Origin of the sequence: Proteus terrae (genome assembly GCF_003144325.1) — a bacterium.
Classification (GTDB): Bacteria; Pseudomonadota; Gammaproteobacteria; order Enterobacterales; family Enterobacteriaceae; genus Proteus; species Proteus terrae.
Genome location: NZ_PENS01000001.1, coordinates 258,429 through 274,388, shown reverse-complemented (window position 1 = coordinate 274,388; position 15,960 = coordinate 258,429). Strand labels below are relative to the sequence as shown.

The following is a 15,960-nucleotide window of genomic DNA, read 5'->3' as shown; positions in this document are numbered from 1 at the left end:
TATTCTTTCAATGTTAATTACTACACCTTAAACAGGTAATTAATTTCACTTCTCTCTATCTTGCTTAGTAAATAAGCAATTTGCTTCTAAATCGAAAGTAATAGTCACGCAATCTAAAGCCTTGTCGCTAGAGGGTAAATACCCTTTTCGTTATAGTGCCACAATATGTTGTGGAGATTATTATGCATAATGAATTATGGGCGTTATTACGTCCTTATCGCCCTTTATTAATAGGTGCCTTGTTGCTACAAGCAGTTGCAGGTTTTAGCTCTTTAGTACCGTGGTTAGCACTTTATCAGCTTCTTCTTTCTTTCCCCTCTAGTAATACGTTGTGGTTAACCATTGCTGTTATTGGTGGGATCGTATGGCTAATATCACAAACCATTGCATTTCATTTAACGCATTTAATGGATGCCAAATTAACCTACCAATTACGATTAGCATTATCAGAAAAAATGCAAAAATTACCGTTAAATTGGTTTGTTAGCCAAGGAAAAAACGGCGTTAATCAATATGTTCAGCGTGATATTAAAGCGTTACATCAATTAATTGCTCATGCGCCTGCTGATATTGTGCAATTTATTGTTGTACCTGTTATTGCGATAATGGTGTTATCGATATTAAATCTTTCTTTACTGCTTTTTGCTCTTATTCCTCTCATCATCGCTTATTTTTGTTTTAAACAAACACAATCTTCACGTTATCAAACCTATTGTGAACAGCGTGATAGTGCGATGAAAGCACTCTTTGAAGATTATCAACTCCTGGCAGAAAACCCTCTTGTTGCACGTCAATTTCCACATAAAGGCATTATCAGTAAAACAGAAAAAGCCTTATTTAATTTTGTTTTTCATTTTCAAAATTGGGTTAAACGAGTTGGATTATTGGGATCACTAACCCAGTTATTATTAAGTGCAACCTTACTCACAGGCTGGTTATTACTGGGAGCGGTTACTTTTGAACAAACATTACCGTTGGCAGATTTATTGCTGTTTATTTTATTACTAAGACGTATTGCCGAGCCTGTCATGGCGATGGGGCATGGTGGTGATGCTTTACGTGTTGCAAAAAAATCCGCACAAAGGATCCAACAGTTATTACAGCAGCCTGAAATACAATATGGTGAGCAATCTGTAGAGAGTATTTCTCATCATGTCGCATTAACGGCAGATTCTGTTTGCCTTGCTTATGGTGATAAAAAGATCCTCGATAATATTAATTTTGAAATTAAAAAAGGGGAGTTTATTGCCATTGTCGGGCCTTCTGGTGCAGGAAAAAGCTCTTTATTACAACTGATTGCTCGATTTATGGATGCAACATCAGGTGAGATCTTAATTGAGAATAAGCGCTTACAAGCATATTCACGTCATGCATTAAACCAAATCACCACTGTAGTGATGCAAAACAGCCAACCATTACCTTATTCTATTAAAGATAATCTATTGTTATTTAATCCAGATTGTCGTGAAGAACAACTGCAATCTGCAATTAATGAAACGCATTTTGCTGAAGTCATTGAGCTTCTACCTCAAGGTTTATCAACAATCATCAATGATGAAACGCCACTTTCTGGTGGTGGAGCACAACGCTTAGCGATAGCTCGCGCTTTTATTGCTAATAGCCCGTTATTATTGGCTGATGAACCTTCTTCAGCGCTTGATCCTGATAATGCACAACATATTTTTAATGCATTGAAAAATAAAACAATGACACGAATTGTTGTGACACATTCTTTGGCGTTAGCACAGCAGGTGAATAGAGTGATATTTATGGCTGATGGAAAGTTAGTAGCAATGGGAAATCATGATGATTTGCTACTTGAGTGTGAACGCTATCGTGATTTTGTTCAGAAACAAGGAGAGCAAAATGAAGACTAATCCCTTTGTTTCATTACTCTTATCTTTAAAATTTCCCCTTAGTTTTATGGTTTTTAGTGCCATTTTAGAAGGGCTATGTGGATTATTGTTATTACCTATTATTATTTATTGGCATCAAGACCCAAGCCAATATTTATGGATGTTAGCGGGATTAACATTAATTACATTGGTTTTTCAGTACATTGCGACATTAAATGGTTTTCTTGCGGGGACGACGGTGATGAAAATCTTGGTTCAAGCCTTGATCCGTCATTTGCCTCGTAGTTTAACGCCACCTCCCCAAGCGCAAACACTGTGCTCAGGGGCTGCTATGAGTGCAATGAGCATTCCTGCCCATTTACTGGCTCCGGTGATCAGTGTGGTTGTCACACCATTAACGGTCATTATTGGCCTTTTATTTTATAACGTCACTTTTGCATTTATTTTTATGCTATCTGCGTTCTTGCTTGTTGTTGTGATGCGGATCAGTGCCAAAGGATTGCATAAACAAGAGGCTACACTTCAAACTGCGGAGAACGTTGCAGCAAAAACATTGGCTGATTTTGCACAACATCAGGCGTTATTGCGTAAAAGTGGACGCAATACACAATTTTCACAGCAATTACAGCAAGATCTGTTAGCGCAACATCACCAACAGGTACAGTTATTACAGCGGAGTTTACCTTACCATTTAATTTTTTCTCTCTGCATTCAGGGTATTTTTATCGCAGTTCTCGTGTTTGGTGTGATAAATGTTGATGCTAACAAACTCACCTTAGCGCAGTGGTTAGCTGTTGTCGTATTAATTGCTCGCTTTATTGAACCGTTATTTCAGCTTTCTCATATTGATCAAGCATTAAGACAAAGCAAGCAGTCACTAACATTAATTAAAAACGCATTGGATGCTCCTACATTACAAAGCCCAAAACAGAGTGATACGCCTAAAAGCAATGACATTCGTTGTGAACAACTGGATGTGAATAATAGTTTAGGTACGCCGATCCTCTCTAACATAACAGCGCTATGCCCCGATAAAAAAATGACGGCAATTGTCGGCAGTTCTGGTGCAGGTAAAACAACATTACTACATGTTTTAGCGCGTCTTATTGATGCGGATAAAGGGCAAGTTTTTTATGGAGATAAAAAAGTTAACGACTTATCTGAGAGTGTATTAGCGCAAACAAGACAAATCGTATTTCAGCATAACCAGTTAATTAGAGGCACTTTACGCTGGTCATTATTACAAGATGAGAAATCAACAATCAGTGATAAGGATATTTTACAGTTACTCAATGCATTGAATTTACCGTTGATTCAAACTGATTTAGATGAAGATGTAGGAGAACAAGGTGACCGTTATTCTGGAGGACAAAAGCAACGATTATGCTTAGCGCGTTCATTATTAGCCGATCCTAAGATCTTATTTTTAGATGAACCTACGGCAAGCCTTGATACAGTCAGTCGTGAAAAAGTGGCTCTTTATCTTGAAAACCTAACATCCACTCGAGTCGTGATCACCCATGATCCGAATATTGCCAAACGGGCGGATCATGTCATTGTGCTTGATGATGGAAAAGTCATTGAAGAAGGTTCTCCTGGTGTATTGTTGTTATCTTCAATATGGTTCTCACGTTTTTGTGGATCATATTGAGTTTTTCGATCTTCATTAGTTGTTGCGTAATATCGATTGGCAATCGAAAGAGATAATTTGGCAATCGAAAATACCTTAATCCCAAAATTGATAGAGTGATAACCATTATCATTTGAATATTTTGGGATAGGTATGGTTTACATTTCTTCTTTAGCTGACTTAGATAAAACACAGAAATTATCACCAGTATTAAATCAACGCACACAAAATAAATTGGCATTAACACAATGCGCTATTTTGTGTTCTACCGCTTTATTTTCACTTTCTGCTATCGCTAATACAGCAACAGAAAATAATAAAGAAGTCGATGTTTTGGTGGTGACGGAAAGCACAGCACAACACCGCGATAACCTTGCTCCAGGCGTTAGTACATTAAGTAAAATGGCACTTAAGCCCAGAGAGATCCCTCAAACAGTCTCTGTGATAGACAGAGAGCAAATAGAAACTCAAAACTTAAATACCCTTGATGAAGTAATGACTCGCGCTAATGGGGTTACTAGCGCACCTTTTGTTTTATTAACAACGGCTTATTACGCTCGTGGCTTTCAAATCAATTCTTTTGAGCTTGATGGTGTTCCTGCTTTAATGGGAAATATGGCAAGTTCGCCGCAAGATATGGCTGTTTATGAACGTGTTGAGATCTTAAAAGGCTCTAACGGATTAATGCATGGAATGGGGAATCCTGCGGCAACCGTCAATATGGTACGTAAACATGCACCTTTAGACGATCAATTAAAAGCAACATTTACGGCTGGAAGTTGGAACCGTTATCGCGGTGAAGTCGATGTGGGCGGGCGTTTAAATCAAGACGGTAGTGTCCGTGGTCGAGTTGTAATGGCATGGGAAGATAAAGATTTCTTCTACAATATTTCAGATCAAAAAACACGCTTAATTTATGCCACTGTTGATGCTGATTTAACATCTAACACGCTATTACGCACAGGTATTCAATATCAAACAATCAATTCCATCACCAATATGGCTGGTGTGCCAATGGGGAAAGATGGGAGCGATTTACATCTTTCTCGTAAAACCTATTTAGATGCTGATTGGGATAAATTCAAATGGGATACCACACGTCTATTTACTGGAATTGAACATCAAATTAATGATGATTGGCTGTTTAAAATAAATGCTGATTATCAATATGCTAAAGCGCGTTTGCTGTATGCAGGAGCATGGGGAAATATTGATCCTGAAACGGGTGATGGAGCCATGCTGATGGGCGGCGCTTACAAGTTCCATAACTATCAAACAAGTCTCGATACCAATGTCACAGGAAAACTCAGTGGCTGGGGATTGCAGCATGATGTGATAGTAGGGATGAGTTACTCGAAAGCTAGCGAGGAACAGCATACAGGGCAATTTAAAGATCCTCTCAATGTCCCTGTGAATGTTTATCGTTGGGATCCTCATAGTGTGCCGAAACCACAAGTAACGGGCTATTCCTCTCAAGGTGCGACAAAAACAGAACAAACTGGCGTTTATGGAATGAGCCGGATCAAGCTTATTGAGCCTGTTACGTTGGTTACAGGCGCAAGAGCGAGCTGGTGGGAAGTGACAAAACCGCAAGCTAAGTTCACTGAAAATGGAAAAATCACGCCTTATGGTGGTTTGATTTGGGACTTTGCACCTCAATGGTCATGGTACAGCAGTTATTCTACGGTTTATCAACCACAAACAGGGAAAACTTGGAGTGGTGAAATGTTAAAACCAGTAGAAGGACAAACTGTTGAAACGGGATTCAAAGGTGCGTTGATGAATGGTGGGCTTAACGTCTCCGCCGCGGTTTTCCGTATTGATATGAAAAATAATCCACAAGAAGATCCTGCACATCCTGGTGGTGGTTTTAATACCTATCTTATTAGTGGTGGCAAAGTTGTTAGCCAAGGCTTTGATATTGAAGGAATGGGGTATTTATCGCCATTTTGGGATCTCTCTGTCGGTTATACCTACACTGACACAGAATATAAAGAAGACACCCTTAATAAAGGCAATAGTTTTAACTCATTAGTGCCTCGTCATATGATCAGAGCGTGGACAAACTATCAATTGCCTTGGGATGCACGTAAATGGAGCGTGGGCGGTGGTATTCAAGCACAAAGTGAATATAGCAAAACTAACGGAGAAATTACGTTACGCCAAGGTGGCTATGCGATATTTAATACACGTTTAGGCTACCAAATTAATGAAAACTGGTCTGCAGCATTAAATATTAATAACGTCTTTGATAAGCGTTACTACTCAAGCCTGTTCTCTCCGCAATGGAATAACCGTTACGGTGAACCTCGTAATGTGATGTTGAATATCAAGGCTGATTTCTAATGCAAAAAGCACTGCTGATCAGTTGTGCTGTTTTAGGCAGCGTAATCGGAAGTATTACGCTGTCATTACTGATAACAACCTTTTATCCCAGTGTAGATCCGCTTGATCGTCTGTATGCAGCCGTCTTTTTACCTGTTTTATTTCTATGTGGAATGCTCTGTTTTAGTTTGCTTTCAGTGAATGGAAAACAGGTATTTTGGCGAGCATGGAGCTGGTGGCCTTTACCTTTAATATTGTTGGAGTTTACTTTATGAAAGCGATATTAAAACGCCAGTTCTCACAACTTCATCGTCAAACAGGAACCTTATTTGGCATTCTATTATTTGTTATTTTATTTACAGGTACATGGTCATTAGCGCATGAAAATTTAAATTTATGGGCTCAATTTAAGCCGTTAAATAAAGAATTATTGCCATTAGATCAGTTATTAGTAAAAGGTGAATACCTCTTAGGTGAAAACGGTTTTAATAGTGTGAAATTAGCATCGATTGATCATCCTATTATTACTTTCTGCCAAGGAATGGGGGATTGTTCACTACAATTAAATGCACAAACAGGTGAAGAAATTAGCTTAAGAGAGGTTATCTCTCCTATTGTTAATTTACATAAAAATCTATTTGTAGGTTTTTCTGGGCGATTATTTATTAGCTTATTTGGTTTTGTTTTTGCGCTATTACTAATAACCGGCATTGTTATTCATCACCGTAAAATCTATCAATTATTTCGACTCCGTTTTAATCAAGGGCGTAGGCTGTTTTTCTTTGATTTGCATAATGTTATTGGATTATGGAGTTATCCGTGGCTCGTAATGTTTGCATTAACGGGGGCATTATCAGGATTAGGGGCATTCGGTACATTAATGCTCGCAAAATATGTGGAGCCAGAAGCACCAGCACAAGTCATGATGAAATTAATGGGACAATCAACACCCATTTCATCTGAGTTTACTGCATCTTCTCCTAGCTCATTGTTAATTCACCTTTCACAAGAAAAACCAGACTTTATTCCTGAAGCTATTAATTGGAAAAATAAAGGTGATGCCGAGCAGCAAATTACAGTCAGTGGTACTCATTTATATTTACCCAGCACTGCAAATTTTGAGCAGTTCTTTTTTTCTGGTTTAGATAATCACTGGATTACAGAAAAAAGTTCTGTATCTCAGGCATTTTGGACGCGTGCTTTTATTGCCGTTCAGCCTGTGCATTATGGGCAATATTTATGGACGGGCTCAGCAAACTTTAGTTTATCGGTGCTTCATTGCCTAATGGGAATGATGGCCTGTGTATTAACCTTTAGTGGGTTAGTCATTTGGATATTAAAAAATCCCATTAATATCAGTTCCCGTTTAGTGTTAGGAAGTTGTATTGGCTTAATTTTTGCCAGCACATGTTTAATTCCTATCGCTATTTTCTCCGCGTTATCACAGATACTGCCTTTTTTTAGTATCTGGTTAATAACGCTTCTTTTTTATTTTCTTTATCCGCAAGTGATCAAACTTACTTTTCTTATTTTAACCATAAGTAGCGTGGTTTTATTTATCAGTGTCTTTAGTCACTTATTTATAACTCATGCTGCTTTGTGGTGGGTAAGTTGTGCCTTGTTGATCAGTGCCGTTTTCTATTTTTTGATGGGTCTTTTTCTACTAAAAAGACAGTAATTGGAGTCTGTTATGCAAGAATTATTAAAACATCGGCAATTAGTGATAACGCTAGGTTTACTTTATTTAGCACAAGGTATTCCGATGGGAATTGCAATGGATGCATTGCCTACATTATTACGCCAAGAAGGCTCAGCTTTAAGTGCAATCGCATTTATTCCACTAGTCGGATTACCGTGGGTATTAAAATTTTTATGGGCACCTGTGGTTGATAATTATTGGTTTAAATCTTTAGGTCGTCGCCGTAGCTGGATTATTCCTATGCAGATCATTGTGACGTTTTGTTTATTGCTTTTAGCATTAATAGGTATTTCTGTTGAGATGGCTAAATGGGGTGTGGCTTTATTAGCTATCGCTTCATTAGCGAGTGCAACACAAGATATCGCGACGGATGGAATGGCGGCTGAACATGCGAGTGGCACACTATTATCTAAAATTAATGCGATTCAAATTGCAGGCGTGATGGGGGGCTTTTTCTTAGGAGGGGCTGGAATGATGATGTTAAGCGATACATTAGGGCAGCAAAATACATTGTTATTCTTTGCGTCGATCCCTGCCATTAGTTTGATATCAATTACGCTCTTTCAACAAAAAGCCAAATATGAAGCAGGGGAAAACAGTGATCATCCTAATGCAAGCTTATTAAAAACGGTACGAAGAAAAGGAGCTATCAGACTATTAACCCTGACATTGCTTTCAGCCGTCACCGCAGTTTCAGGCTTTGGTTTAGCAAAATTGTTTTTAACTGACAGTGGCTGGTCTTTAGCTGATGTCGGAAAAATGGGCATGATGGGAGGAATGGTAACTCTATTCTTTGGCTGCGGTGGTGGGGCTTGGTTAATTAATAAAATCGGTGTTTGGCGAGCTTTTTCTGCCGGATTGCTGTGTGCTTTAGGCTCCTCATTATTATGGCTTTCACAATCAACGGGCACGATTAACCTTCCAATGGTTGCTGTATGTATTGTTTTAGGCTCTTTATCATCAGGGATCACTTCTGTGGCGATTATGACCGCAGGTATGCGTTTTGCATCAACGGATAATCAAGCAGGTACAGATATGACTGCGGTACAAAGCATGCGTGATATAGGGGAAATGGCGTGTGCAATGATGTTAGTGAGTTTAACTGCACTGATTGGATATAGCGGAGGCTTCGGGTTAGCCGCAGCGATTGCACTCTTTGCTTTATTGGTGACACTGGTAAACGTAAGGTATCAAGAGCGATATAAATTAACAGAATGAGATTATTAAAAAAGCAGCTTTAAATTAAGAAAGAGCCCTAATGGGCTCTTTCTTTGTTTAATAAAATGAATTATTGATTTAGTATTTTTTCCACGTTATTCGTGGATGGATTACCATCTCCATTCCATTTCACGGATTGAGTAAAGGTTTTCTCTACATCATTGATTGTTATGTGAGTTACTAGAGTTGCGCTCCCTGAATGAGGAGTACCCGCCAACGGAGTCCAGCACTGTTCCTTCATTGCGTTACTATGACTGGTTGTTGAATGATTTGCATTGTCAACAGAAACCGACTCAATGGTTTTATCATTATAATCTACAGTACTTCGACTAAAGTCGCCTATAATATCGATTAAATTATGGCTGATAGTGACAGGAGATAGAAATATTTGATTGGCGGAACCCAATGTGTAGATAGGCTCAGCAATAACGTGAGTTGTTGGATCTGATATTGTCTCCTGACAGCTTCCTCTTGTCGCACCATTATTTGTATTAATAAAGATAATACGTCCTTCTAATCTAAAATCCATATACTCAGGAGCGATGGGCTTAATATTTAGTGGATAATAAACTGCATACTGTCTACCTGTATTTGTATTCAGATCTGTATCGAAAAGATCAAATACAATGACTTTGATTTTAAGCTGAGTACTTTTAAATAATTTCTTATCAATCTTAAATGAAGTTGTGATTGTTTGCCCACCAAGAAGTTGGGTTTTATCATAAGCAAAGATTTGATTAGTTTTTTGATCCCCATCCCATAGTTCAAGATTGACATCATAACTACTTGTGGTTGTATCAGGCGGTTGCCAGGAAAAAGTTAATGAGTCATTTTCATAAACAGGGGTCCAATTTATCGATGTGTTTATAGTCGGTATGGTTTGTGCATTTTTATTGTTATCAATCCTGCGCGTTACAGAATTAATAGTAATATGAGGCACTTTTCTTATATCAACAGAATAAGTTCCTTTTGATTCATAAAAATAGTCATTTTCTTTTGATGTTAAAATAATGTCTGTTGTGCCTGAAGTAATTTTAATAATGGTTCCATTTTCTTTTATCGCGACAATATTAGGATCTTTTGCTGACCAGACACCTTGTGCCTCTTTAGGTAATGGTGTTGTTGGTTGTTGTACATCAATATTAGTGTCTGTTTCAGATAAGATAATGTTATTTTTAGTAAAAGTGATTGAGAGTATTCCTTTATCTTGTTCGTAATCAATGGCCACTGCATCTGCTAGAAATTGATCCGTCGCATCACTTTTGATGTGTATTTTGGTTTTGCCAGGCTTCACTTCTGTAATCATTCCTTGTGTATCAACGCTGGCTATACGTTGATCGTCACTGACATAATATAAAGGAATATTTTTTACGTCTGCATTACCAAAAGTGGCGTTAACGGTATGCGTAACTCCATCATTCCATACAGATTTAATCGTACCCGATGAAGATGATTGTAAAATAGGTGCTGCTTTTTCAATGACTAAAGGATAGCTACTTTGAGCTGGTTGATATTGATCATTACCTGATGTTTGTAGTGTGATAATGGCTGTACCTGCTTTCTTCATCGAAATATTGCCGCTAGTTGTATCAATAGAGGCAATTGTTGGATCGGAGCTAGACCACATCACGTTAATATTATTAGGTAATCCCGTATAACTTAGTGCGTTGATAGGTGCTGAAGCGTAGGTCTCTTGCTGGATTTGTTTATCAAAAATAATATCGGGCTTAGGGATTGTCACTTTAATGGTTAATGGTTTTGCAATGGTTAATCCTTCTGCTTCAGCTGTTAAGATAATATCTGTTTTAACATTTGAAGTAAGATTAGTTTGATATTCACCCTTTCCTAATGAATTTAGTGGGTTATCACTAAAGTTAGGTCTACCACTGGTGGCTTTAACCGAAACAGTTTTACCATCAATAGTATTACTGTATTTATCCATTAAGTTCACAGTTAGTAGGGCGCTATCTTTATCATCACCTCCTATTGATTGGCGATTGCTACTAAAGGTTGATTTATTGGCATCAATATCAGCAGGAGTTACAGTGACATCTTGAATTGGCTTATGATTATTTAAATCAAGATAAGCACTCATTTTCAATATACCCGCCACAGTGCTGGTGACTTTTGTTCTTGCAATACCCTTTGTATCGGTATAGGTGCTAAAGTCATAGTCATCAGCTAATCCCTGTAACTTCCATGACACAATAACGTTAGGCAATATATTGTCATTAGCATCCACAATGGTTGCTTGATAATTAACACCGTTATCTCCAGCAATGATGCTTGTTCTATCGACATCGACGGATTTTACTTGCCAAGTTGTGGCATCAGCACGTAGTTGTAAGTTTTTTTGTTTTTTGAAATCAACGCCATTAACTTTAACACTTAATTGTGCTGTACCTGATTTAGTGCCTGTTGCTTCAATTTCATAATGGCCCGGAGAGACTTGTTTGGCTGAGCTAAATTGAATGGTTGGGTTATTAGATATTCCCTCAACTTGCTGATCTGGCAGAATATTACCGCCTTTATCTTTAATCGTTAAAGTCAGCAGTGCTTTATCTGTGCCATTGGCGACGATTGTTGCTGGAATTAAGTTAATTTCTGAACTATTTTCATCAACATCATCGGCTACGAAATTGACATCGGGAGCAGGGTAGCTACCTGAAACTAATACTGCATTAACTTTAGCAATACCCGCAGGATCACGTGTTAATTTAACTTCAGCAATACCATTGTTATCTGTAAATGTTAGTGGTTTAGCGAGTAAGCTATCTTTATCGCTTGCCCATGTTACGCTAACGCCACTATTAACGGGATTATCATTTTTATCGCTAATATAAGCGTGATAAGTGATGGTGTCGCCTGCATGAGGTTGTGTGTTACTTATCACAAACTTATCGACTTTGGCTGTCAGGTTATTAGGTAGAACCGTCAATAGTGCAGTTTGTGTCAGTGTCACTGAATTTATTTTGGCACTGATTGTTGTTTGACCTGCTTTCAACGCACTAACTTGTGCTTGATAAACCCCAGTGGAGATTTCATTAAATGTTGTTGTGGTTGCGGTTAAATCAGCACTATAGGTAACGCTGATTTTGTCCTTTAACCCTGTTAATAAATTATCGTATTTATCTTTTAGCGTTAAAGTAATTTGAGAACGACCTGTTTCAGAAATAATGGTGTTGGGGATAAGTGATAGTTGAGACTTATCGGCAGAAACCACATCAGTGTTAAAGTTAATCAAATGGTCAGCATCAAGAGATTGTTGGCTATCGAGCATCGCTGTAACTTGTGCTGTACCCGCTTGTGTACTACTTAAGGTAATTTCTGCAATCCCATTTTTATCTGTCTTGCTGATAGGCAACGAAAGTTTACCTAGTGAGGTTAACCAACCCACAGCAATACCTTCCATACTTGGATTACCTTGTTTATCAACAATTTTTGCACGAATGATGACTTTATCAGTACCATTTGCGGTGACATCAAAAGGTGCGATAACATTAACCGCATTAATTATGGCATTTTGTTTATCAGCAATAAAACCAAGAGGTTGAGTTAAATTAAAACGGTTACTTGCATTAGCATATTGAGCGGTAATAAGACTAATACCTTCCTGTCTACCATTGATGGTTGTTTGATAAATGCCAGTATCGATTTCTTTGAGTGCGCTAAATTTGATGGTGGTGTTATCACCAGAGAGAGCAATAAATTTCTCTTGTTTCGGAACAAGGTTACCGAATTTATCTTTTAGAGTAATTGTCCCTGTTGCGAAGGAACTGCCATTTGCCACGATAGATTGAGGATCAATCGAAAATGTACTTTGTGATGCATTAACTTGGCCAGCAATAAAATTAAGATCTTGTGTGGTACTTTTGTTGTTTTCCAATGTTGCCGTAACAGTTGTTGGGTGTGCTTCCGTCCCTTTTATCACAACTTGTACATCACCATTATCATCAGTTTTTACCATATTCTCACTCAACACATTATGGGTTGAATTCCAGAATACAGATTGTTTTATTAATGGATTATTTTCAGCATCTGTAACATGCGCCATTAAGGTAATCGTATCGTTATTGTCTGCAACCGCATCTGTTTTGTTATTTACAGTGGTTAAGACAATATTGGCGCTATTTGGATCGGCAATAGCGGTTAATGTAACTTGCGCTTTTTCTTTATTTGAAAGAGTGGCACTAATTTCTGTCACACCTGCTTTTTTGGTTCGAATTTGATTGGTTGTCTGTCCTTGATTATCAGTCACACTCTTTTGTTTATCGAGTGTGGTTGAGGCACTAGATTGCCATTCAACAGTGACGTTAGGTAATTTATTACCAAATTTATCTTTTACCACTGCGGTGAGTATTGCTTGCTCTTTATTGTCTGCAATTAATTCTGTCTTATTTGTGGTTAAAGAGATTAAACCTTGTTGATTATTGGCAATAAAAGTAATGGGTAGCGCATCTAATGATTCATTGCTGAGTCTAGCCATGACAATAACATCAAAGGCTTGAGTACTAGTCACTGTCGTTTGAGCAATACCTTGGTTATTTGTTGTTGAAACTTCATTAATAGAAACAATATGTTGATCACGATTAGTAGACCAAATGATTTTCGCATTCGGTAAAATGTTGTGATTCTTATCTTCAACGACAGCGGTAAACGTTACGGTTGTTTTACCATCAGCAATATAAGGTGGTGCTGATGGTGTTACGGAAATAATTTTACCGTTGGATAGGTCGGCAATAAATTGCGTTGTCTTTTGTGTCGAAATATTATTGACCTGTGCGATTACAGTGACTGTACCTGCTATTTTGCTGGTCATCGTTGTTGATGCATTGCCTTGATTATCCGTTACTATTTCAGTTTCTTTAAGTTGTGCTTGATTATCAGCAGATAATTGAATTTTCGTATTGGGAACAGGGTTGTTATTTTTATCAATAACATTGAAGGCAATTAACTTTTCATCCGTGCCATTGGCAAATGAACTATTTGGATTAATAGTAAAAGTATTTATTCTTGCTGAGTTAATATCGGCAATAAAATCAACATTAGTTGAGTAGGTAATATTTTTAACACTGACATTAATAATGCTTTTACCAATATGCGTATTGGTGATTGGAACAATAATTTTACCTTCAGCGTCAGTGTTCGTTTGGCCAATAATCGTTGCACCATTATCAGCAGTAAAAGACACGGGATAGTTAGGAATTCTATTAGCATTAATGTCTGTTACGATAACTTGAATTTTATTTTGGCTTTTACCATCGGCTGGTGCGTGATTTTTAATTACGGTTAATCCACCTTTAGCAATAATGGCGGAATGCGTATCAGCAACAAAAGTCACTTGAGCTTGATTAAAAAAGTTATCTCTAAATTTTGGCGTTAATGTCACGATCTCAGGAGTACTTCCAGCGGTGATTGTGACTTGATATTTTCCTGTATCAATTCGACTGAAACTTGAAACTCGACTATTGCCAGCGGGATCATCAGATTGAATATTTAATGAAAGTTTTTTTATATCGATATCAACGGGAAGCTTATCATTATCGAGAATTGATAAAGTCAAATTTTGTGCAGAATGATTGTCGGCAGGTAGTTGTGTTGTTTTTGGCGTAAATTGGCTATTTTGTGTATTAATTGCAGACTGATCAACGGTGATTTTACTCTGTACCGGATCTGAACGATTACCTTGTTCATCAATCGCAACGGCGCTTACTGTGTAGCTGTTTTTTTCAGATGAACCCGCAATATGGCGAGGAAGAATGATTGAGTAGCTAAGATTATTATTATGTTGGATCTTACCACCATTGGCGATTAAGCGACTCGCAGACCATTCAATCTGTTTAACGGGATATTTAGAGCGAATTTGCACACCTAAATCTTTTTCTTCTTTTGCGTAACCACTAATTGTCGGTGTGATAGACAGGAATACTAAGGTTTTCTTTTTATATTCAAGAACAATATCGTTGTTTCTATTTACGAAATCGTAGCGATTTCCTGACATTAAACGCGTTGCACGGACATTATCTGGATTAAGCTGTGAAGAGAGGGATTCTCCAAGGCGATATTGGATATTTACATCAAACTTATCATCACTATTATCATTTAAACCAAAGCGACGTTCAGCACCGAAGGTAATTAAAGGCACTGGCGTATAAATGAGTCCTGCCGTATAAGCGTGAGGATTTTCTTGGCGATTATCTTTGCCAAATAAACCGACTTCTTTCCCGTAATATTGTTCAAAAATAAGCTTTGCGCCTAATTGCGGATAAGCTGGCAAGTAACCTTCTGTCCGGATATCCCAACCATTAGCAGGGCGCTCATTATAATCCATAACATCGTCAGAGGTTCTCCAATTAGATAGACGATGGTAGTGATTGGCACTTAACTTAAAATAGTCTCGCCATACTTCAGTGCCCACACCCAAACGGCTGTGATATCGGCTTAAATCGTAGTCATAAAAAGCATTAAGACCCACCATAAATTTGTCAGTAAAATACCGATAACCAATACCTTGATTTAGCTGACTTCGAGAGTCTTTACGGTGATAACTGGTTTGAGAAAAAAATAAATTCTTTTCACTATCATAGAGTGGGATAAGAAGATCAGCGGAGCTTCCTTCTAAGGTGAATTTTTTATCTGTTGAAAGTGAAACTTGAGCATGACCAAATTGATTTAACCATTGTTCTATTTGTTGATTGGCTCTGCTTGATATTTGGCTTATTGCATATTGTGTTGCGTCAGTATCTTTATTTAACAAAGATGAGTTAGCAACAATAATTTGTGCAAGCTCTTGCTCGTTTGTGATTGGAATAGACGTGTCTTGATGGTTATTTAGCCATTTTTTTGTCAACAAAGGCTCATTAGGTATATTAAGCGTAATACCTTCTTTTATTTTTAATTTACCGACTAAAGAGACATAATCAGGATTCGCTTCAATAAGCCTAAATAATTTTATATTAAATTTTTTTGCAATAGATTCAGGCGTGTCATCTTTTTGAACCTGATAAGTGTTTCTTTTTTTTACCAAATTAATAGTTTGTTTTTCTTGGATATTCTCTTTTGCGAAAACGTTGGCAGGGAGCGTTGCCGAGATGGGAAATGCTAATTGAATAAAGATATTAAACCAAGCAACTTTCTTTGTAATAGAAGAAAGTTGAGGTGTTAGTCCACTTTTAAATTTTATCATCTTTAAACTCACCGTAATAAATAATGATGAGATTCTCGTATTTATA

The 15,960-nt window shown here is 37.6% G+C and carries 7 protein-coding genes; 6 read left to right on the top strand and 1 reads right to left on the bottom strand.

Annotated elements, in window-relative coordinates:
- Positions 1–182: 182 nt before the first annotated feature.
- The 6 genes from DK857_RS01155 to DK857_RS01130 all read left to right on the top strand — a co-directional run bounded on the left by DK857_RS01155 (position 183) and on the right by DK857_RS01130 (position 8,728).
- Entirely contained in the window at positions 183–1,877 is a 1,695-nt protein-coding gene (locus DK857_RS01155; protein WP_109401333.1) for an ABC transporter ATP-binding protein, read from the top strand.
- A complete protein-coding gene (locus DK857_RS01150; RefSeq protein ID WP_157957585.1) occupies positions 1,867–3,507 on the top strand; it encodes an ATP-binding cassette domain-containing protein in 1,641 nt (546 codons plus the stop codon). The genes DK857_RS01155 and DK857_RS01150 overlap by 11 nt, the downstream gene beginning before the upstream one ends.
- A 132-nt stretch (positions 3,508–3,639) precedes the next feature.
- Complete coding sequence (locus DK857_RS01145; protein ID WP_109401331.1) at positions 3,640–5,832, top strand: TonB-dependent siderophore receptor; 2,193 nt, start codon at positions 3,640–3,642, stop codon at positions 5,830–5,832.
- On the top strand, positions 5,832–6,086 hold the full coding sequence (locus DK857_RS01140; protein WP_109393204.1) for a hypothetical protein: 255 nt from the start codon (positions 5,832–5,834) through the stop codon (positions 6,084–6,086). The genes DK857_RS01145 and DK857_RS01140 overlap by 1 nt, the downstream gene beginning before the upstream one ends.
- Positions 6,083–7,489 (top strand): PepSY-associated TM helix domain-containing protein, encoded by a 1,407-nt coding sequence (locus DK857_RS01135; RefSeq protein ID WP_157957584.1) that lies wholly within the window; start codon positions 6,083–6,085, stop codon positions 7,487–7,489. The genes DK857_RS01140 and DK857_RS01135 overlap by 4 nt, the downstream gene beginning before the upstream one ends.
- Before the next feature lie 12 nt (positions 7,490–7,501).
- On the top strand, positions 7,502–8,728 hold the full coding sequence (locus DK857_RS01130) for a RhtX/FptX family siderophore transporter (RefSeq protein ID WP_109393206.1): 1,227 nt from the start codon (positions 7,502–7,504) through the stop codon (positions 8,726–8,728).
- Positions 8,729–8,798: 70 nt separating this feature from the next.
- Here the strand turns inward: DK857_RS01130 and DK857_RS01125 are convergent, their stop codons facing one another.
- A complete protein-coding gene (locus DK857_RS01125; protein ID WP_109401329.1) occupies positions 8,799–15,914 on the bottom strand; it encodes an Ig-like domain-containing protein in 7,116 nt (2,371 codons plus the stop codon).
- Positions 15,915–15,960: the final 46 nt, after the last annotated feature.

Bases quoted from the DNA above. Each gene is read 5' to 3' on its own strand.
- DK857_RS01140 (WP_109393204.1), top strand. From the start codon at position 5,832: ATGCAAAAAGCACTGCTGATCAGTTGTGCTGTTTTAGGCAGCGTAATC.
- DK857_RS01150 (WP_157957585.1), top strand. From the start codon at position 1,867: ATGAAGACTAATCCCTTTGTTTCATTACTCTTATCTTTAAAATTTCCC.
- DK857_RS01130 (WP_109393206.1), top strand. From the start codon at position 7,502: ATGCAAGAATTATTAAAACATCGGCAATTAGTGATAACGCTAGGTTTA.
- DK857_RS01145 (WP_109401331.1), top strand. From the start codon at position 3,640: ATGGTTTACATTTCTTCTTTAGCTGACTTAGATAAAACACAGAAATTA.
- DK857_RS01135 (WP_157957584.1), top strand. From the start codon at position 6,083: ATGAAAGCGATATTAAAACGCCAGTTCTCACAACTTCATCGTCAAACA.
- DK857_RS01125 (WP_109401329.1), bottom strand. From the start codon at position 15,914: ATGATAAAATTTAAAAGTGGACTAACACCTCAACTTTCTTCTATTACA.
- DK857_RS01155 (WP_109401333.1), top strand. From the start codon at position 183: ATGCATAATGAATTATGGGCGTTATTACGTCCTTATCGCCCTTTATTA.